Raw genomic sequence first — 18,516 nt, 5'->3', positions numbered from 1 at the left:
TATGGAGAGGAAAAACATTATTAAAGAAAAATCTTTTGCTTTTGCAATTGACATTGTGAATCTTTATAAAGTTTTAATCGAGAAAAAAGAGTTTGTTTTATCCAGGCAAGTTTTGCGGTCAGGAACCTCTATTGGTGCCAACATAAGAGAATCTGAACATGCTCAAAGTAAAGCTGATTTTATTCATAAATTATCTATTTCATTAAAAGAAGCAAACGAAACAGAATATTGGTTAGATTTGTTATACGAAACAAAATATTTATCTGATGTAGAGTTTCAAAATATAAAACCAAAAATAATAGAATTATTACGATTGCTTACCAGCATCATAAAGACTTCTAAAAAGATATAATTATCAATTGACAATTATCAACTATGAAAGGACCATTATTTTACTCAAAAATATTACTCTTTGGAGAATACGGAATTATTCGTGATTCTAAAGGACTTTCTATTCCTTATAATTTTTATAATGGTGCCTTGAAGCGAAACGAAAATCCTTCGGCTGAGGCTATAGCATCTAATGCAAGTCTGAAGCGTTTTGCAGATTATCTTAAAATTTTACAAACAGAACAGCCTGAGTTGGTAACTTTTGATTTAGAAGCTTTAAAAAATGATGTTGATACCGGAATGTATTTTGACTCCAGTATTCCGCAAGGATATGGCGTAGGCAGCAGTGGTGCTTTGGTTGCTGCTATTTATGATAAATATGCTACACAGAAAATAACGGTTTTAGAGAATCTGACCCGTGAAAAACTGTTGCAGTTAAAAAATATATTTTCTCAAATGGAAAGTTTTTTCCACGGAAAAAGTTCTGGATTGGATCCTTTAAACAGTTATTTGAGTATTCCGATTTTAATCAATTCCAAAGATAATATTGAAGCAACGGGCATTCCAACTCAAAGTTTTGACGGAAAAGGTGCTGTCTTTTTATTGGATTCTGGAATTGTAGGAGAAACGGCTCCGATGGTAAACATTTTCATGGAAAACCTGAAAGACAAAGGTTTCCGTGCGATGCTTAAGAATCAATTTGTAAAATATACCGATGCCTGCGTAGAAAACTTTTTACATGGAGACATGAAATCACTTTTTACCAATACTAAAAAACTTTCTAAGGTTGTTTTGAATAACTTCAAGCCCATGATTCCTGAGCAATTCCACGGAATTTGGCAACATGGAATTGATACTAACGATTATTATTTAAAACTTTGCGGTTCTGGCGGAGGTGGTTATATTCTTGGCTTTACTGAAGATTTAGAGCGTGCCAAAGCATCTTTGAAAGACTATAAGTTAGAAGTTGTATATCAATTTTAATCAAAATCTCCAGAAAAAAACTTTACCGAAAGATTTTTCGGATTTACTCTTTTCAATCAATTTAAATTTTTAGAATGTTAAGCAGGCAACACAAACTTTTAGTGATGAAAATTGTCAGTCTGTTCTCTGTGGTAAGGGGTTATAACATTCCGATAATCGTATTGGCGCAATATTTATCGGCCATTTTTATACTGGCTCCGGACAAAAGAGCTTTAGATATTATTCTTGATCCGAATTTGTTTTTGATTGTTTTTGCCTCTGCAGTTACAATTGCATCCGGTTATATTATCAATAATTTTTACGACAGTCAGAAAGATTTAATCAACAGGCCCAACAAGTCCATGCTGGATCGATTGGTCAGCCAGAAAACTAAGCTTTCGGTTTATTTTTGTTTGAATTTTTTAGCGGTTCTAACTGCTCTGATTGTTTCCTGGCGTGCTTTTTTATTTTTTTCCTTGTACATTTTCCTGATTTGGCTTTACTCACACAAAATCAAAAAATACGCTATTATTGGCAATCTTACTTCAGCTTTATTAGCCGTTGTTCCCTTTTTTGCTATCTTACTTTATTTCTACAACAAAACTTTATTCGAGGAAATAGAAAATCACATGAGTCACTTTGGTGTAATTTCTGCACATGCCATGTTCTTGTTTTTATTATTGCTGATTCGTGAAATGATCAAGGATTTAGAGAATCTAAAAGGTGATTTAGCCAATAATTACCAAACCATTCCAATACTTTATAATGAAACAGTCTCTAAACAAATTATTACTGTTTTAACTGTTTTGACTATACTTCCGGTCTATATCCTTATTGATGTTTACGACGTGGGTTACATGGATATTTATTTCTACTTATGTTTTGTTGTTTTGCTTTTTTTCCTGATTTATCTTTGGAAATCCAACTCGAAAGAACAATATCTTATACTTCATAATGTTTTGAAATTCCTGATTGTTTCGGGTGTTTTTTGCATTGTTCTGATTAATCCGAGTGTGTTGTGGCATGGCAAGCAATTGATTTCTAATTATTAAGATTTATTCCACGGAGTCTCACAGAGCGTTTCGCCAAGATTCACAGAGATTTATCAACTTTGTGTAACTCTGTGTTAGTTTTGCGAAACTTAATGTAATAACTAATGTATAAAAAGTACCGAAATACTGCCCCTTAGCCCCGATAAAAGTGGAAATCCTTTTGTGGCAGGGTTTGCCACAAAAGATTAGAACGGATAGCGGGACCAAATGCCTGAAAGAAAGCCAAATGTACTGCTTCTTAAAAACTAAAAAAATATAGCTATTAATCTAAGAACAATGAACTTAGGATTATTTAGAAGGAATAAACTATCTTTGCACAAATTACAGAATTTATGAATAAGAAGGAAGGCAATAATAGCAGAGGTGGTTCTAAGCCAAACAGCTCAAGATCAAACTCTAACAAGCCAAAACCTGCCATGCAAAAGCGTGCCCAAGGGCCAAAAAAAGTGAAGCCAGCTGTGAAAGCAGCCGAAGAAGAAGCGGCGCAAAAACTTAAAAAACAGAATCAGGCTCCAAAAAGACAAAAAGCAGCTGACGAAATTCGTTTGAACAAATTCATTTCGAATTCTGGTGCGTGTTCACGTCGTGATGCGGACATATACATTCAGTCGGGTAACGTTAAAGTAAACGGTGTTCCGGTAACTGAAATGGGTTATTTAGTAAAACTTACGGATGTTATTAATTTTGATGGTGCAATTTTAACTCCGGAGAAAAAAGAATACATCTTACTGAACAAACCTAAAAATTTTACCACTGCTCTTGACGAAGGACAGGAGTTCCGTAATGTTTTAGAATTGGTTCGTGGTTCTACAACAGCTAAAATTGCTCCGATTGGAAGAATGGACAAGAATACAACCGGATTATTGTTGTTTACCAACGATACGGATATGATTCGTAAATTTACTTTACCGAGTCAGAAATCTTCTAAAATCTATCAGGTTTCTTTGGATAAAAACTTAAAATTTGAGGATTTGGAAAAAATCAGCAAAGGTTTGGTTTTAGACGGACACCGCGTTTTTGTTGAAGAAGTGAGTTATATTGATGGAGAAGCAAAAAGTGAAGTAGGTCTTAAATTGCGATCATCAAATGTAAAAGTAGTTCGTGCTATTTTCGAAAACTTTGATTATGATGTTTTACGTATCGACCGTGTATCTTTTGCTGGTTTGACTAAAAAGAATTTACCAAGAGGTAATTGGAGGATGCTGACTGAACAGGAAATAATAAATTTGAAAAACGTTTAAAAAACGAGTCAAAATAATAAAAAACCCTATTTTACAAAAGTAAAATAGGGTTTTTTTATTTGTAAATTTTAAAGCTTATAAAGTTGCCTTTTGTTTTTCGACAAAATTATGCGATTGCAATTCTAATAATTGGGTTGCATTTTTACGCTGAAGATCATACAGCCTTTTATCTTCGGAAATATCTGCATAAACTTTGTCATGCATTTCTGCACTCGTTTTAATCAGCAATTCCCGTTTGTATTTATTTTGAGTCAAAGTAGCTTTCATTGCAGTTTCAGATTCTTCCTGCTTAAAATCGAATTCGCCTTTTGGAGCCAATAATTTGGCAATAATAGGAGACGTTTCGATTGCCAAAAACAACAGCATAATAAAGAACGATGGTAGCCATGGCAATTTATTCAACGCATTAATTCGTGCCATCAATCCGTCAAAACCTTCTATAATGGGCTGTGTCTGTGAAACTTTTTTATCTAAATCGGATTGTAATTGTTTGCCTGCTTTTTCTTTCTCAACAATTTTGGCTTCATTGGCTTTTTTTAAAGTGGCAAATTCGTGTAAAGAAGCGTCATGTTTTTCACGCTTTTCTTTATAAACTGGTCCTTTTCCTAATTTCTTGGTTCCGCTGGTTCCTTCTGCTTCTGTGATATAAGTCGAATATAAAGCATTAACTTCTTTCTCTTTCTTTAAGATATCAGCTTTTAAAACGGCAATTTCAGCCTTGTTTTTATCTAAATCCGATTGGAAATAAGTGCCAATTTGTTTTTTGTTCGCCAGTTCCATTTCATTTTTTTCTTTCAGCAAAACAGTATTGATTTCTTTTTCGAAAATTTTAATTTCCAGTGGTTTCGAAATAACGATTGCAATAATTATCGCCAACATGATTCGTGGAGTAGCCTGGAGAAATTCGTCCATAAAGCGATCTCTCTTTTTAATTGTCGAAACAATAAACCGGTCTAGATTGAAGATAAGTAAACTCCATACAAATCCAAAAATTAACGCTGGATAAATGGAGTCAAAAACAGTAAAAAGCGCATAAGCACTGGCAAGGAAAGCCATAACTGCTGTAAAAAAAACGGTGGCTCCAATACCAACATATTTGGTTTGTTCGCCTTCTGAACAGCCTTCGAGCAGATCGCGATCGGCTCCGGAGCATAAAATAAAAAATTGTTTTAACATGATTGATGATTTTTGATTGATGATACGGCAAATTTAACGCCAAAAATTTAATTATGATGTAAATAGTTGATTTGTTTTTAGTTGTGCTTAAATTAAGCATTTAAATACTACTATTTTATTTAAATTCGAATTTCATATAGTATTAATTTTACGTTATAATTCTTAACCGTAAACAAAAAAGCTGTTCATAACGAACAGCTTTTTTTAGTTTGAATTAAATAATCTTCCTTATTCTGTAACCGGTGCGCCAGCCAAAATTTCGGCATTGGCAAATTCTTCAAATTTGGCAAAATTGGCTTTAAATTTCTTAGCCAGTTCAATTGCTTTTACATCATATAACGCAGGATCTTCCCAGGTATTTCTTGGATTTAAAATTTCACCTGGAACATTAGGGCAGGATTGCGGTTTTGCAATTCCAAATACAGTATGATTTTTATATTCTACATTGTCCAGTTCTCCGTTTAATGCTGCGGTAATCATGGAACGTGTATATTTTAATTTCATACGTGTTCCTGTTCCGTAAGCTCCGCCAGTCCATCCGGTATTGATCAGCCAAACTTTTACATCGGCATCTTTCATTTTTTTCGTCAGCATTTCGGCATAACGTGTTGGATGCAATGGCATGAATGGTGCACCAAAACAGGCTGAAAAATTAGGTTGTGGTTCTGTAACTCCGGCTTCTGTTCCGGCAACTTTTGCTGTATATCCTGAGATAAAATGGTAGGCTGCCTGACCTGGGGTCAGTTTTGAGATTGGAGGCAAAATTCCGAAAGAATCTGCCGTAAGAAAAAATATATTTTTAGGATTATGACCAATAGACCCTGGCTGAATATTATCAATATGTGTTATTGGATAACTTACACGTGTATTTTGCGTGATTGAAACATCTTCATAATCTACTTCATTTGTTCCTTCTTTGAAAACTACATTTTCTAAAAGAGCTCCTTTTTTGATGGCTCTGAAAATGTCCGGCTCATTTTCTTCTGATAAATTAATTACTTTTGCATAACAGCCGCCTTCAAAATTGAAAACCGTATTTTCAGCAGTCCATCCGTGTTCGTCGTCACCGATTAATTTTCGGGCAGGATCTGCAGATAAAGTAGTTTTTCCTGTTCCTGATAACCCAAAGAAAATAGCTGTATCGCCCGCTTCGCCAACATTAGCACTGCAATGCATTGGTAACGTATTTTCGAAAACCGGTAAAATGAAATTTAGAGCCGAGAAAATTCCTTTTTTAATTTCTCCTGTATAGCCAGTCCCTCCAATAAGGACTACTTTTTTAGTAAAATCCAAAACCGCAAAATTAGACTGGCGTGTTCCGTCTACACCAGGATCTGCCATAAAACCTGGTGCACAAACTACTGTCCATTCAGGCGTAAAGTTGGCTAATTCACTTTCTTCCGGTCTTAAAAACATATTATAGCAAAACAAGTTAGACCAGGCGGTTTCAGTAATAACACGAATATTTAATCTGTAATTCGCATCAGCACAAACATATGAATCGCGAACAAAAACTTCTTTATTAGACAGAAATTCGGTTACCTTATTGTATAGTTTTTCAAAAGCTTCTGATGAAAATGGAATATTTACATTCCCCCACCACACCTTATCTTCTGTAACAGCATCTTTTACAATAAAACGATCCTGAGGGGAACGCCCTGTAAACTCTCCTGTATTGATAGCCAATGCCCCGGTTGAGTTTTCAATTCCCTGCCCTGACTCAACTGTTATAGTATGTAATTCCTCCGCAGATAACTGATAGTGAACCTGAGCATTTTTAATTCCTAAATTATCTAGCGAAATCGATTGCGAGGAAATTGTATTCGTCTCCATAAAATTTAATGTTGTAGTTATATTGTTTCCTTAAAATATCTCTTTTGAAATATAAACCAATTTACTAATGTGTTATATTATTTGAATTTAAACTCAAATAGTATTTAAAATTCACACCAATAAAGTTACTTGTTATATATGAAACAAAATTAGTTATTAAATTTCAGATAGAATTTTTTTAAATCAATTTTATGATTTTTTCTTAAAAAAAGTTGCAAAAAGAACCAACCAGGCGAAGATTAATAGGAGTCCGCCTATTGGAGTTACGAATCCTATAATTTTAAAGTCAATATGGGTTACATTTTTTGTAGTCAGTAAATAAATGGAACCAGAAAAGAAAATCACACCTGCCAATACTAAATTATAGATAACATTTAATACTTTTAAGGACAACTCTTTTCTTGTGGCAACAAAAAACAGAAAGAAAGCATGATACATTTGGTAGCGAACGCCGGTCTCAAAACTCGTTAATTGTTCAGATGACAATATTTCTTTTAAAGCATGGGCACCAAAGGCTCCTAGAATAATTGCTAAAGTTCCAAAAACAGCAGCGGTCAAAATTATTTTTCTTTCCATGATTTCTTTTTATATCACAAAAATACTCTTAAATCCATCAAACAAAAAACATTTTTAAATACACTTTTCCGAAAATGTGATTTACTTTGTTTAGTTTGTTTTTAAGAAATTCTATCATTAAACAACATTCTAATTGTTATTTTTATAACAATTTACTATGTTTGTGTTATATATTTAAATTTATGAGGCGTATACTAATAATTGGAGCCGGAAGATCCGCATCATCTTTGATTCGGTATCTGCTTTCAAAATCGGAAAGCGAAAGACTGCACATTATTGTAGCCGATTTATCTTTGGCTTTGGCCGAAAGAAAAACAGAAAGCCACCCAAATGCTACTCCGCTTGCCCTTAATATTTTTGAAATTGAAGAAAGAAAAGCAGCTATTGAAAATTCCTCCATTGTAATTTCGATGCTTCCTGCTTATCTACATATGGAAATCGCAAAAGATTGTTTAGAATTTAAAAAACATCTTGTCACGGCTTCCTATATAAGTGATGCAATGCAGGCACTTGATGAAGAAGCCAAAAAGAACAATTTGATTTTTATGAATGAAATTGGTCTTGATCCCGGAATCGACCATATGAGCGCCATGAAAGTCATAGATGAAATTAGAGAGAAAGGCGGAAAAATGCTGTTATTTGAATCTTTCTGCGGCGGATTGGTTGCACCGGAATCCGACAATAACTTATGGAATTACAAATTTACCTGGGCACCCAGAAATGTAGTTTTGGCCGGACAGGGCGGAGCCGCTAAGTTTATTCAGGAAGGTACTTATAAATATATTCCATATTGCACTTTATTCAGAAGAACTGAATTCCTTGAAGTTGAAGGTTACGGAAAATTTGAAGCCTACTCGAATAGGGATTCCTTAAAATATCGCTCTGTTTATGGTTTGGATGATATTTTGACCTTATACAGAGGAACAATTAGAAGAGTAGGTTTCTCGAAAGCATGGAATATGTTTGTACAATTAGGTATGACAGACGACAGCTATAGTATGGAAGATTCTGATGAGATGAGTTACCGCCAGTTTACCAACTCATTTTTACCCTATCATCCAACAGATTCTGTAGAAATAAAAATGCGTTTGATTTTAAAAATCGATCAGGATGATATTATGTGGGATAAACTTTTGGAGCTGGATTTATTTAACCCGGACAAAAAAGTGAATTTACCCAATGCAACCCCGGCACAAATTTTAGAAAAAATACTTTCTGACAGCTGGACTTTGGAACCTGATGACAAAGATATGATTGTCATGTACCATAAATTTGGTTATGAATTAAATGGTGATAAAAGACAAATTGATTCGAAAATGGTCTGTATAGGCGAGGATCAGACTTATACTGCAATGGCAAAAACTGTTGGTCTGCCTGTTGCCATTGCAACATTATTGATTTTGAATGGCAAAATTACTACTCCGGGTGTGCAACTTCCTATCAAAAAAGAAGTGTATTTGCCTATTTTAGAAGAATTAGAAAGCTATGGTGTAGTTTTTTACGAACAGAATATGCCCTATTTTGGATACAATCCGGATTTGTTTTAGCGGATTAATTTTTAGTTTTATTTTATTTTTTTAGTTTAATCATCCGCTTCCAGACTTAGAAGCGGATTTTTTATTTTGAGGGACAAAGGTTCAAAAGATTTCTTTTATTTGCTTTGCACCTTCGAGACTTAGCCCCTTTGAACCTTTTTTAAAAACTTATTTAGCCGACTGAATCGTAATTGGTAAACTATACATTACCCGAACAGGATTTTCCTTGTAACTACCAGGAGTCCATTTTGGACTTAATTTTAATACCCGAATTGCCTCATCGCCTATTCCATAACCGGCATCTTTTACTGTTGTAATATCAGACAAACTTCCATCTTTTTCAATGATGAATTGCATGTATACTTTTCCTTCTATTTTATTCTTTTCAGCTTCTGCAGGCATTTTAAAAGTAGCACCAACAAATTTGTAAAAAGCTAATGTTCCGCCCGGAAATTCAGGCTGTTTGTCAATTGCATCACTTTCATAAATATCTTTTTCCTTAACCTGAGCTGTATTTTTAACTGTTTGAGCCATAGTTTTTGTGCTGAAAACAAACAATAATAAAGCATAAACTACACCTACACTAGATACTTTTAATACAATTTTAATGGGAGATTCTTTTTTGGTCATCATAAATAAACGTTTTTTAGTTATTAGATAATTAATTGTACTGGCAAGCGAAACTGTGTTTTTATTAGAAGCAAAATCAAGCAACAGATTCTGATAACTTCTTACTGAATCAAATTGCTTATTTACTGCTTCATCGGCTAGAAATTCGTGATTGAGTTTAATCGCTTTCTTATAAAAAATAAACAACGGGTTAAACCAAAACACAATCTGCAAAACTTCCACAAAAAGAATGTCCAAAGTATGTTTTTGTTCTAAATGTGCTTTTTCATGTGCAATTAATTCTGATGGAATTTCGCCATTTTCAAATTTATCCTTATTGATAAAAATAGATTTCCAGAACGAATGCGGCAAAATAGGTTCTTCTATTAAAACCACTTTTTCTCCTTGTATAAAGTGAACTTCATTTCTTTTTATTCTTTTATAAAACGAAAATAAATTCAAAACAAATCGAAGTAGTAACAATAGAACCACAACGCCGTAAGAAACTGTCACCAAAACAATTAAAAAATCATCTAGGGAGATGGAAGTAAGATTTTCAGTGCTTTTTTGAATAACCATTTCATCGAGCTGAATCATCCCGATTCTGTTAGAAAAACCAGATTCGAATGAAATAATCTGCAGCGGGATGATCAGGCTAAAAATTAAACTTGCTAATAAATATGCGCGGTTGAAACGAAACATTTTTTCGTTTTCTAAAAGAAGTTTATATACTACGTAAAAAACCAAAAGCAGCACGCCGGATTTTAAAAGATAGCTTATCATTTTTTCTTTTTTTGAATTTGACTGTCAATTATTTTCTTAAGTTCTTCTAATTCTGAAGCCGATAAATTGGTTTCGGTAGTAAAAAAAGAAGCAAACTGGGATGCCGAATTATTAAAAAAACTGCTTATCAAACCGTTTACATGTTTGGAGAAATAAGCTGTTTTTTTAACCAACGGATAATATTCGCGTGAATTCCCGAATTCGTTATATGCTACGAATTTTTTGTCGATCATTCTTTTCAAAAGCGTTGAAACGGTTGTTGTTGCCGGTTTTGGTTCCGGATACGCTTCGAGCAAATCTTTCATGAAGGCTTTTTCAAGCGTCCAAAGATGCTCCATTAATTGTTCTTCTGAGTTGGATAATTGCATGTATCTTTAGTTGTTAAGATTCTGAGTTTTTTAATACTTTATTCGATGTAAGTTTCTTGTATTGGTGTACCTTTTTCGTAAATTTTAGTCCCGAGTAGAACTCCTTCTGAATCATAGAATTTCCATTCTCCAGAAAGAAACCAATGTATTGTATTACCGTCTACTATCATTTTTGAAACTCCAATTGCTCTAATTTTTCCATTATTATGATAGTCTTTTGTAAAGCAAATACTGTCTTTGTATTTTTTCTTAGATATTAATCGATTACCAATATATTCTTTCCAGGTTCCTGTTTCAAAATCATTTTTATATCTTCCTTTAGATTTCATTGAAACATCCAATAGTTTATCATCATAAACCCATTTACCTGTTTTTAATCCATTTTTCCGTTGGTTTACTTTACAGCTTGCAAAACTTATACAAATCGCAATAAATAAAATTTTGATAAAAATACACCTCTTCATTCTCTACACTTGTGTTTGTTATTCTACAAATGTAGATATAAAAATTTAATATGCAAGAAAAACCGCAAATTTTATCGTTAATCGATTGTGCGTTAGGGATAAAGGCGGTATCCTTTTATGAAGTGATAACGGAATAAAAGATATAGCCGAAAGCCCGACCGTAGGGAACGCCCGAAGCAATATCAATGAAAATATCAATTTCAAAACTCAAAAAAAAAAATCCGTTCATTGCTGAACGGACTTGAATTATATTGATAGTTGAACTACTTCGAAAGTTCTACAAAATATTTGTAAAACAAAGGAATAGTTTCGATTCCTTTTAAGTAATTGAAGATTCCAAAATGTTCGTTTGGCGAGTGGATTGCATCGCTGTCCAGCCCGAAGCCCATCAAAATCGTTTTACTTTTCAGTTCTTTTTCGAACAAAGCCACAATTGGGATACTTCCTCCGGAACGAACCGGAATGGCCGCAACTCCAAACGTTTCCGTGTACGCTTTGTTGGCTGCCTGATAACCGATACTGTCGATTGGCGTTACATAACCCTGGCCTCCGTGATGCGGCGTGACTTTTACCGTAACTCCTGACGGTGCAATACTGGTGAAATGTTTCGTAAATAATTCTGTGATTTCATGCCAGTCCTGGTTTGGAACCAAACGCATCGAGATTTTAGCAAAAGCTTTGCTAGCAATGACTGTTTTGGCACCTTCGCCCTGATATCCGCCCCAGATTCCGTTTACGTCTAATGTTGGACGGATGGAGTTGCGTTCATTGGTTACATATCCTTTTTCTCCGTAAACATCGTTTAGGTTTAGAGCATTTTTATATTTCTCTAAACTGAAAGGCGCTTTGGCCATTTCGGCTCTTTCTTCAGTAGATAATTCCTGCACCTTATCGTAGAATCCCGGAATTGTAATATGATTGTTTTCATCATGCATCGAAGCAATCATTTTTGCCAGAACATTTATTGGGTTTGCTACTGCTCCTCCATACAACCCTGAATGTAAGTCGCGATTTGGCCCCGTAACTTCAACTTCAACATAACTCAAACCTCTTAAACCTGTCGTGATTGATGGCTGTTGGTTCGAAATCATTCCGGTATCTGAAATTAAGATCACATCGTTTTTTAGTTTTTCCTGATTGCGTTCTACAAACCAGGCTAAACTTGCCGAACCTACTTCTTCTTCGCCTTCGATCATGAATTTTACATTGCAGGGAAGCGTATTGCTTTGCACCATATATTCTAATGCTTTTACGTGCATGTACATTTGACCTTTGTCATCACAGGCACCACGGGCAAAAATGGCTCCATCGGGATGTATGTCTGTTGTTTTGATAACGGGTTCGAATGGTGGTGATGTCCATAATTCCATTGGATCTGGCGGCTGCACATCATAATGTCCGTACACTAAAACCGTTGGCAAATTAGGGTCGATTATTTTTTCCCCATAGATAATTGGGTAACCTGGAGTATCACAAATTTCAACTAAATCGCAGCCTGCTTTTTCTAAACTTACTTTTACAGCATCTGCCGTGTCAATAACATCTTGAGAGTATGCAGTGTCGGCACTTACCGACGGAATTTTTAATAATTCGATCAATTCATTGATAAACCGGTCTTTATGTTGTTGAACGTATGCTTTTATATCTTCCATTTAAAATATTTTTGTAGAATTTCAAATATACAAAAAAAGAGAATAAATATTTTTTTAGAAATTGCTTTGAAAATTAGAAGTTATGCTTATCTTTGCACCCACAAACACCAGTTCAATGAACTCCGATTTAAATAAGAGTTTATTGAATTAATTACGCGGATATGGTGAAATTGGTAGACATGCCAGACTTAGGATCTGGTGCCGCAAGGCGTGTAGGTTCGAGTCCTATTATCCGCACCTCTTGGGACAAGTCATCAAATGATTGACTTGTCCTTTTTTTTGAAAATAACTTCTTGTTTATCAATATCATAAGAACCAAAGCTTCATTGACACGGATGGTTCGAAAGTTAAATCCGTCATATATCAATTTTTCAGGGAACATCGAACCAATTATTTTTCTTTGCTGTATAACAGTACCATTTTCGTATAAATCATCAAGGTGAGAAATTTGAACTTGCCAGCTCTACAAGCGGTTCTACATTGACAGCTGGGACTAACTTAACGGTTAATTCAGCTTCACTTCTAAGGATTTTTTTATCTATATCAGCTTTTATTGTGCGATAGTCATCAGCTTCGATATCTCCGGAAAGTAGCAAATCACGCGCTTTGGATAATCGATTATTTGCATCTTCCAACTGTGCTTTTAATTCTAGAACTCGTGAGCTTTGTCCTTGCATTCTACTTTTAAAGACTGATGAAATTGTATCTTTATACAATCTCAATGCTGGTAAGAGTCTGACATATCTTTTAATTTCATCAACAATATTTTCGTTTACTACTTCAGCTTAAAACCTCACTCCGCATGATGATGCACAATGATAATAACGGTAATATTGGTTACGGCCTTTTGAGGGACTTCCTGTCAATAATTTTCCACACTCAGGACAAAGTAAGTACCCTCTTAGAGGTAGGTGGCATCCACAAATATATCCTAATGGCGCCAATCCCATATATCGGCCTACCTTCTTAGTCCTGCACATTCCATAGAAAACATTTAATACTCTTCTGTCGTTTTCCACTTCCGTAGCAGCGAGGTAAAACGCGAGCATCATTTTGTTTTCAGGTATGGAAAGGTCTAAAGGCTGTTCGACAGCTGTGGTTCAACGCCCAGCCTGCGTAAAGTACTTATCATTTGGTAAGCGTCGCCCGCATTTCTGATAAATCTGTCCCATTTCGTAAATAGTATTCGAACAATATTGTTAAAATTTTGTTAATTATTGTAATTCGCACTTAAATAAAGACTTTTTAGTCTTTATTTGCATCAGTAAAAAAGACTTTAAGGTCTAAATTTGAATGCGATATGAACGTAAAAGGGAAAGCAGAAAGAACCAAGCAGTATATCATTGAACAAGCGGCGCCAATATTCAACTCAAAAGGAATAGCCGGAACGACGATAGATGATATATTGGCGGCTACAAAGATGGCCAAAGGAGGCATATACGGGAATTTTGAAAACAAAGAGGCGATTTCTGTCGCTACTGTAGATTTTATTTTCAGTAAAGTGTCGGCTAAAACATATTCCGTTATATCACAAGAAAAAACAGCGGTAAAAAAACTGTTTGCGTTCTTAGATCTTCGTAAAGACCCTTTGGTTCCCTTTATTGAAGGCGGGTGCCCTATTTTGAATTTCGGTGTAGATTCGGATAACACAAATCCAACCGTCAAAAAAAAAGTAAAGGCAATGATTGAATCATCTATGGCACTTTTTATTGATATTTTAAAGCAGGGTATTGCAAACGGAGAATTATCAGATGAACTGAACCCTGAGGAGTATTGCTTAAAAGTGTTGGTAATGCTGGAAGGGGCAACTTTAATTTCGAGAGTACTCGACAGTGTTAAGCCGATGCAAACAGTGATAAAAATGCTTAAATCGGAGTTAAAATCTTTTGAGGTAAAGCAGGCATAAATAAACTATATGATTTAAATGATTCTATCATGAAAACCATTTTTTTAGAAACAAAATAAGACTAAAAAGTCTTTTTTTATATTAATCAACTAAATAATAATCAGTCATGAAACGCAGAAACTTTGTAAAAACTACAGCACTTACAGCTTTGGGTGCGCTTTTAATTAACCCACTGGAGGTAGCAGCAGCAAAAAAAACAGACCCTATGGAAACAAAAGAAGAATTAAACGACATGGAACTACCGGAAGGCATACGCGAACAGTATGTTACCGGAGTAAATGGCCTTACAGTGCATGTACTGGAGGCAGGATTTGAGACACCAAAACGCCCTGCTATACTGCTACTGCACGGATTTCCGGAACTTGCCTACAGCTGGCGGAAAGTAATGCTGCCATTGGCCGCTGCGGGTTACCATGTAATCGCCCCTGATTCGCGTGGCTACGGCCGTACAACGGGAGCAGACACTACTTATGATGGAAATTTTGCCTCGTTCAGGACGCATGAACTTTCCCGCGATGCACTCGGTTTAATGATGGCTATGGGGCATGATTCTGTTCACACTGTCATCGGACACGACGTGGGTGCGATCGTAGCAGCCTATTGCGCCCTTGTCAGGCCAGATTTTTTCCGGTCGGTTGTCCTTTTAAGCTGTCCCTTCGGTGGTGTACCACCGTTACCTTTTGGCACCGGGGTACAAGCTGCACCGAATCTGCTATCGAAAGCAGCTATACAAGATCCCCTTGCAGCGTTATCAAGGCCCCGTAAAGACAGCACCACCTATTTCTCATCACGCAACGCCAATAATGACCTGCTGAACTGCGAGCAGGGACTGCACGATTTTCAGAGGGCATACTTTCATGTAAAGAGTGCCGACTGGAGCCAGAATAAACCATTTCCACTTACCTCTGGCACGGCGGAAGAATTCGCCAAACAACCCTCTTACTATGTTTTAGATCTTGATAAAACAATGCCGGAGTCAGTCGCTCCCAACATGCCATCTCAGAAAGAAATTGCATCGTGTAAATGGCTACCGGATAACGAACTTGATATCTATACGCAGGAATTTAAACGCACCGGTTTCCAGGGCGGATTAAACTGGTACCGCTGTACCACAAGCGGTTTAAACAGGGCTGACCTCGAACTTTTTTCGGGCCGCACTATAGATGTGCCTTCCTGTTTTATTTCAGGTATCGCCGATTGGGCAAGATTTCGCCCTGTAGGCGCATTAGAGCAGATGCAGCACAAGGCTTGTACAAAAATGCAAAGTTTTCACATTATTGAAGATGCCGGTCACTGGGTGCAACAGGAACAACCTGAACAGCTTACCGGATTGATCGTTGATTTTTTGAAACACTAAGCAGCCGGAAAAAAGATGGACTGGTGTGCTATGCCGAACGTTTGTTTACAGTAATTTGGAAACCATTAAGAGACTAGAAATAATGAAAAGGGCTGCTAAAGGAAATTCCGGATCGTGATACATATTTACGGATTATGACTAAGTAGCCAAATGTTAAAAGCCAGTGGCCGGATTCGATCAGATAGCGGGAGATGACATTAATACATATATTTTTATTACTGCTGACATACAGTTGTCACAGAGAAGACTAATTTTACCTAATAATCTATTAATTAGAACAGTATGAAAAACAACAATGATCACAAAATCAAAATTATCCCAAATGGTTATACAGCTGTAACACCATGGATAATTTCTCCGTCTTCAGCAGATTTAATCGAATTTTTAAAAATTGTATTTGAAGCGGAGGAAGTTCCTAATAGCAGAATTACAAATGAGGATGGGATTATCATCCACGCCGTAGTTAAAATCGGAGAAGCGTTCATTATGCTATTCGACTCAAGGGACGGATGGGCTCCTACACCTAGTTTTTTAAATCTATATGTGAAAGATGTAGAGCAGACTTTTAAAAATGCTATAGGAGTCGGTGCTAAGGCAGTAACAGACATTACAGAGTTGTGGTTTGGGGAGAGAGTATGCAGAATCCTTGATCCATTTGGAAATCTTTGGTGGATAAACCAGCGCGTTGCTGAGGTTGATTTTACGGATCCTGAAAGTCTAAAAATGGCCGCTACTCAGGAAGCTGCTGACGGGATAGCGTACATTCAAAAATCCTTGGATGAGGCTATGAAGGAACAGAAAAAAAATTTCAAATACTGAAGCGAGTGACAGTATGAGCGCAAGCCTACTGAGTAATTTTTTTCTCGGAAAATATTACAAGCACTAAAATAAGAAAGGATATTTTTGTTCCTGAGGATATGAAATCATCTATCCAGATCTTCATCCAGACCGTTTTTTTGACGATACTTACATCTTTGAGGCGATTTGTGCGGGTGCTTCGGGTTACCTTCTTATGTTAACTACTCCCGAAGCATATCCATAAAAGAAGTACATCTTGATGGTCTCCAATGTCTCCGGGTATTGCAATGTACATCGTATGAAGAATATACTACAGTTAGTAAACATTTCCGTCATCCATGAACTACGTAACCGATATTAATAAAACCAGTCTTAAACATGATAAAACAGATACTGAAACTGATAATTTTAAATACTTAATTTATATGCTACAATTAAAGATTTCAATATTTTTTTAAAAAGCCATATAACCAGCGCAACCAATTTGAAATTTTGACATCTAATTAAAAAAAAGAATTATGAAAAAAATGATTTGTTTTTTTATCCTGGCTTTGGGAATAGTTTGCTGTAGTTCTGACGACAATGATGTTAAAGGAGAATTTAAATTTGTTACTCAATATTCAGCTACCGTTACAGTTGGAGGTTTTGTTGGCACACGGGAGCGGGTTTTTAAGTTAGGAGAAGTCTATAAAGGAACTGATAAAGGTAAAGAAACGATAAGAGTAAGAATAGCGGAACATTCACAATTAAATGATGATTGTCCAAATAGCTGGTGTTATCAGGAATTTTTAGAAGTTCCACGAGAGTTTTTAAAATTTACGGAATAGATCTAAAAGCTAATCAATAGAAATCCTTTAAACGTGTAATGCAAACGTTTAAAGGATTTCTATTTTTCGGTTTTCGGAGAAGTCAAAAGTAACACCAAAATTTGTTCCTCGGAATGAAAAACGTTGTGTAAAACGTGATTTAATTGTTCAACAACTCTAAAATCTTATCCACATTCACCTCACTATAATCATTAATATAAAAATCACACGGAGGCAATTGTTCTTTTGTGTGCGTACTTAAAACACCAACTACTTTCATTCCAGCATTTAACCCCGCTGTAACTCCCGAAAATGAATCTTCGAAAACAATACAATCCGATGGAGCAACGCCTACACGTTTGGCAGATTCTAAATAAACTTCCGGATTTGGTTTATGGGCATTGACGTCTTCGCTTGACATCATAGAATCCATTTTGTCCTCAATTTGTAATGATTTTATAATCAGATCCAGATTGGCTCTCGGAGCAGAAGTGGCAACAGCCGTTTTAAAGTTTCCGGATTTCAGTTCCGCTAAAAACTTCAAATAATGCGGAATTGTTTCAACTTTATTTTTATAAACCTCACGAAACATTCCTTCTTTTTCATCTTCAAGTTTTGTAAGCTCTTCTCCGATAATGGGACGCTTAAAGAAGTGCGTCATGATATATCCGTTATGTTTTCCGTACATATGCTCTTCAAACTCTTGTTCTGAATGGGGAATTTGATATTTATCGAAAAATGCCTCAAAAGCTTTTGCATGATGTGGATTGGTGTGACAAATCACGCCATCCATATCAAAAATAACACATTGCTGTTTCATTATATTTGTTTTTAACGGACGCAAGATAAGGTAATAAAGGGTTATTCTACAGAGATCAACAAAGGTTTTTCACTGAGATTCGCTAAGATTTTTTTGAATACTGCAAGTAGCAAGTTTTTATTTATATGAAATATATCCAAAGAAAAATTAAGGTAAATCATAAAAACAAAAAAGCCTTTCCGTTAAGAAAGACTTCTCCCAATATTGCGGTCTGGACGGGACTCGAACCCGCGACCCCATGCGTGAC

At 35.6% G+C, this 18,516-nt stretch carries 19 protein-coding genes and 1 tRNA gene; 10 read left to right on the top strand and 10 right to left on the bottom strand.

Features of this window, described 5'->3' with window-relative positions:
• Window position 1 precedes the first annotated feature (1 nt).
• From ABI657_RS13040 to ABI657_RS13025, 4 genes are all read left to right on the top strand, one after another.
• Entirely contained in the window at window positions 2-352 is a 351-nt protein-coding gene (locus ABI657_RS13040) for a four helix bundle protein (protein WP_348097705.1), read from the top strand.
• Between the two features lie 23 nt (window positions 353-375).
• Complete coding sequence (locus ABI657_RS13035; RefSeq protein WP_348097704.1) at window positions 376-1,314, top strand: mevalonate kinase; 939 nt, start codon at window positions 376-378, stop codon at window positions 1,312-1,314.
• 74 nt (window positions 1,315-1,388) lie between these two features.
• The gene (locus ABI657_RS13030) at window positions 1,389-2,345 is read left to right on the top strand and encodes a geranylgeranylglycerol-phosphate geranylgeranyltransferase (RefSeq protein WP_348097703.1); all 957 of its coding nucleotides are present in this window, start codon (window positions 1,389-1,391) and stop codon (window positions 2,343-2,345) included.
• A gap of 332 nt (window positions 2,346-2,677) precedes the next feature.
• Window positions 2,678-3,586 carry a pseudouridine synthase gene (locus ABI657_RS13025; RefSeq protein WP_348097702.1) on the top strand — a complete coding sequence of 303 codons (909 nt, stop codon included), beginning with the start codon at window positions 2,678-2,680 and terminating at the stop codon, window positions 3,584-3,586.
• Window positions 3,587-3,661: 75 nt separating this feature from the next.
• Here ABI657_RS13025 and ABI657_RS13020 read toward each other — a convergent pair whose 3' ends face one another.
• The 3 genes from ABI657_RS13020 to ABI657_RS13010 all read right to left on the bottom strand — a co-directional run bounded on the left by ABI657_RS13020 (window position 3,662) and on the right by ABI657_RS13010 (window position 7,171).
• Window positions 3,662-4,762: a DUF4407 domain-containing protein gene (locus ABI657_RS13020; RefSeq protein ID WP_348097701.1), complete on the bottom strand. Its 1,101-nt coding sequence runs from the start codon at window positions 4,760-4,762 to the stop codon at window positions 3,662-3,664.
• Window positions 4,763-4,990: 228 nt separating this feature from the next.
• Window positions 4,991-6,595 carry a phosphoenolpyruvate carboxykinase (ATP) gene (gene pckA, locus ABI657_RS13015; RefSeq protein ID WP_348097700.1) on the bottom strand — a complete coding sequence of 535 codons (1,605 nt, stop codon included), beginning with the start codon at window positions 6,593-6,595 and terminating at the stop codon, window positions 4,991-4,993.
• Window positions 6,596-6,784: 189 nt separating this feature from the next.
• Window positions 6,785-7,171, bottom strand: a complete 387-nt coding sequence (locus tag ABI657_RS13010; protein ID WP_348097699.1) for a DUF423 domain-containing protein — start codon at window positions 7,169-7,171, stop codon at window positions 6,785-6,787.
• 182 nt (window positions 7,172-7,353) lie between these two features.
• Here ABI657_RS13010 and ABI657_RS13005 point away from each other — a divergent pair, with 182 nt between their 5' ends.
• On the top strand, window positions 7,354-8,718 hold the full coding sequence (locus tag ABI657_RS13005) for a saccharopine dehydrogenase C-terminal domain-containing protein (protein WP_348097698.1): 1,365 nt from the start codon (window positions 7,354-7,356) through the stop codon (window positions 8,716-8,718).
• Window positions 8,719-8,874: 156 nt separating this feature from the next.
• Here the strand turns inward: ABI657_RS13005 and ABI657_RS13000 are convergent, their stop codons facing one another.
• The 4 genes from ABI657_RS13000 to ABI657_RS12985 all read right to left on the bottom strand — a co-directional run bounded on the left by ABI657_RS13000 (window position 8,875) and on the right by ABI657_RS12985 (window position 12,582).
• Window positions 8,875-10,098 (bottom strand): M56 family metallopeptidase, encoded by a 1,224-nt coding sequence (locus ABI657_RS13000; RefSeq protein ID WP_348097697.1) that lies wholly within the window; start codon window positions 10,096-10,098, stop codon window positions 8,875-8,877.
• Entirely contained in the window at window positions 10,095-10,466 is a 372-nt protein-coding gene (locus ABI657_RS12995; RefSeq protein ID WP_348097696.1) for a BlaI/MecI/CopY family transcriptional regulator, read from the bottom strand. The genes ABI657_RS13000 and ABI657_RS12995 overlap by 4 nt, the downstream gene beginning before the upstream one ends.
• A 38-nt stretch (window positions 10,467-10,504) precedes the next feature.
• Window positions 10,505-10,930 carry a hypothetical protein gene (locus ABI657_RS12990; RefSeq protein ID WP_348097695.1) on the bottom strand — a complete coding sequence of 142 codons (426 nt, stop codon included), beginning with the start codon at window positions 10,928-10,930 and terminating at the stop codon, window positions 10,505-10,507.
• A gap of 263 nt (window positions 10,931-11,193) precedes the next feature.
• On the bottom strand, window positions 11,194-12,582 hold the full coding sequence (locus ABI657_RS12985) for a dipeptidase (protein WP_348097694.1): 1,389 nt from the start codon (window positions 12,580-12,582) through the stop codon (window positions 11,194-11,196).
• Between the two features lie 155 nt (window positions 12,583-12,737).
• On the opposite strand from ABI657_RS12985, the gene ABI657_RS12980 reads away from it, so the two are divergent.
• Window positions 12,738-12,819: transfer RNA gene (locus ABI657_RS12980), tRNA-Leu, on the top strand.
• A gap of 197 nt (window positions 12,820-13,016) precedes the next feature.
• Here ABI657_RS12980 and ABI657_RS12975 read toward each other — a convergent pair.
• Together ABI657_RS12975 and ABI657_RS12970 are read right to left on the bottom strand one after the other, a co-directional pair.
• Window positions 13,017-13,298 carry a hypothetical protein gene (locus ABI657_RS12975; protein ID WP_348097693.1) on the bottom strand — a complete coding sequence of 94 codons (282 nt, stop codon included), beginning with the start codon at window positions 13,296-13,298 and terminating at the stop codon, window positions 13,017-13,019.
• A gap of 69 nt (window positions 13,299-13,367) precedes the next feature.
• Complete coding sequence (locus tag ABI657_RS12970) at window positions 13,368-13,634, bottom strand: zinc ribbon domain-containing protein (RefSeq protein WP_348097692.1); 267 nt, start codon at window positions 13,632-13,634, stop codon at window positions 13,368-13,370.
• 248 nt (window positions 13,635-13,882) lie between these two features.
• On the opposite strand from ABI657_RS12970, the gene ABI657_RS12965 reads away from it, so the two are divergent.
• The 4 genes from ABI657_RS12965 to ABI657_RS12950 all read left to right on the top strand — a co-directional run bounded on the left by ABI657_RS12965 (window position 13,883) and on the right by ABI657_RS12950 (window position 17,470).
• Window positions 13,883-14,488: a TetR/AcrR family transcriptional regulator gene (locus tag ABI657_RS12965; protein ID WP_348097691.1), complete on the top strand. Its 606-nt coding sequence runs from the start codon at window positions 13,883-13,885 to the stop codon at window positions 14,486-14,488.
• A 106-nt stretch (window positions 14,489-14,594) separates the two neighbouring features.
• The gene (locus tag ABI657_RS12960) at window positions 14,595-15,845 is read left to right on the top strand and encodes an alpha/beta hydrolase (protein WP_348097690.1); all 1,251 of its coding nucleotides are present in this window, start codon (window positions 14,595-14,597) and stop codon (window positions 15,843-15,845) included.
• Between the two features lie 282 nt (window positions 15,846-16,127).
• On the top strand, window positions 16,128-16,664 hold the full coding sequence (locus ABI657_RS12955; RefSeq protein WP_348097689.1) for a VOC family protein: 537 nt from the start codon (window positions 16,128-16,130) through the stop codon (window positions 16,662-16,664).
• A 497-nt stretch (window positions 16,665-17,161) separates the two neighbouring features.
• Window positions 17,162-17,470 (top strand): hypothetical protein, encoded by a 309-nt coding sequence (locus ABI657_RS12950; protein ID WP_348097688.1) that lies wholly within the window; start codon window positions 17,162-17,164, stop codon window positions 17,468-17,470.
• A 139-nt stretch (window positions 17,471-17,609) separates the two neighbouring features.
• Here the strand turns inward: ABI657_RS12950 and ABI657_RS12945 are convergent, their stop codons facing one another.
• On the bottom strand, window positions 17,610-18,269 hold the full coding sequence (locus tag ABI657_RS12945) for an HAD family phosphatase (protein ID WP_348097687.1): 660 nt from the start codon (window positions 18,267-18,269) through the stop codon (window positions 17,610-17,612).
• Window positions 18,270-18,516 lie beyond the last annotated feature (247 nt).

Source organism: Flavobacterium sp., from assembly GCF_039930565.1.
Taxonomy (GTDB): Bacteria; Bacteroidota; Bacteroidia; order Flavobacteriales; family Flavobacteriaceae; genus Flavobacterium.
Note: the sequence above shows the minus strand (reverse complement) of the source record. Positions and strands in the feature narration are given on the sequence as shown.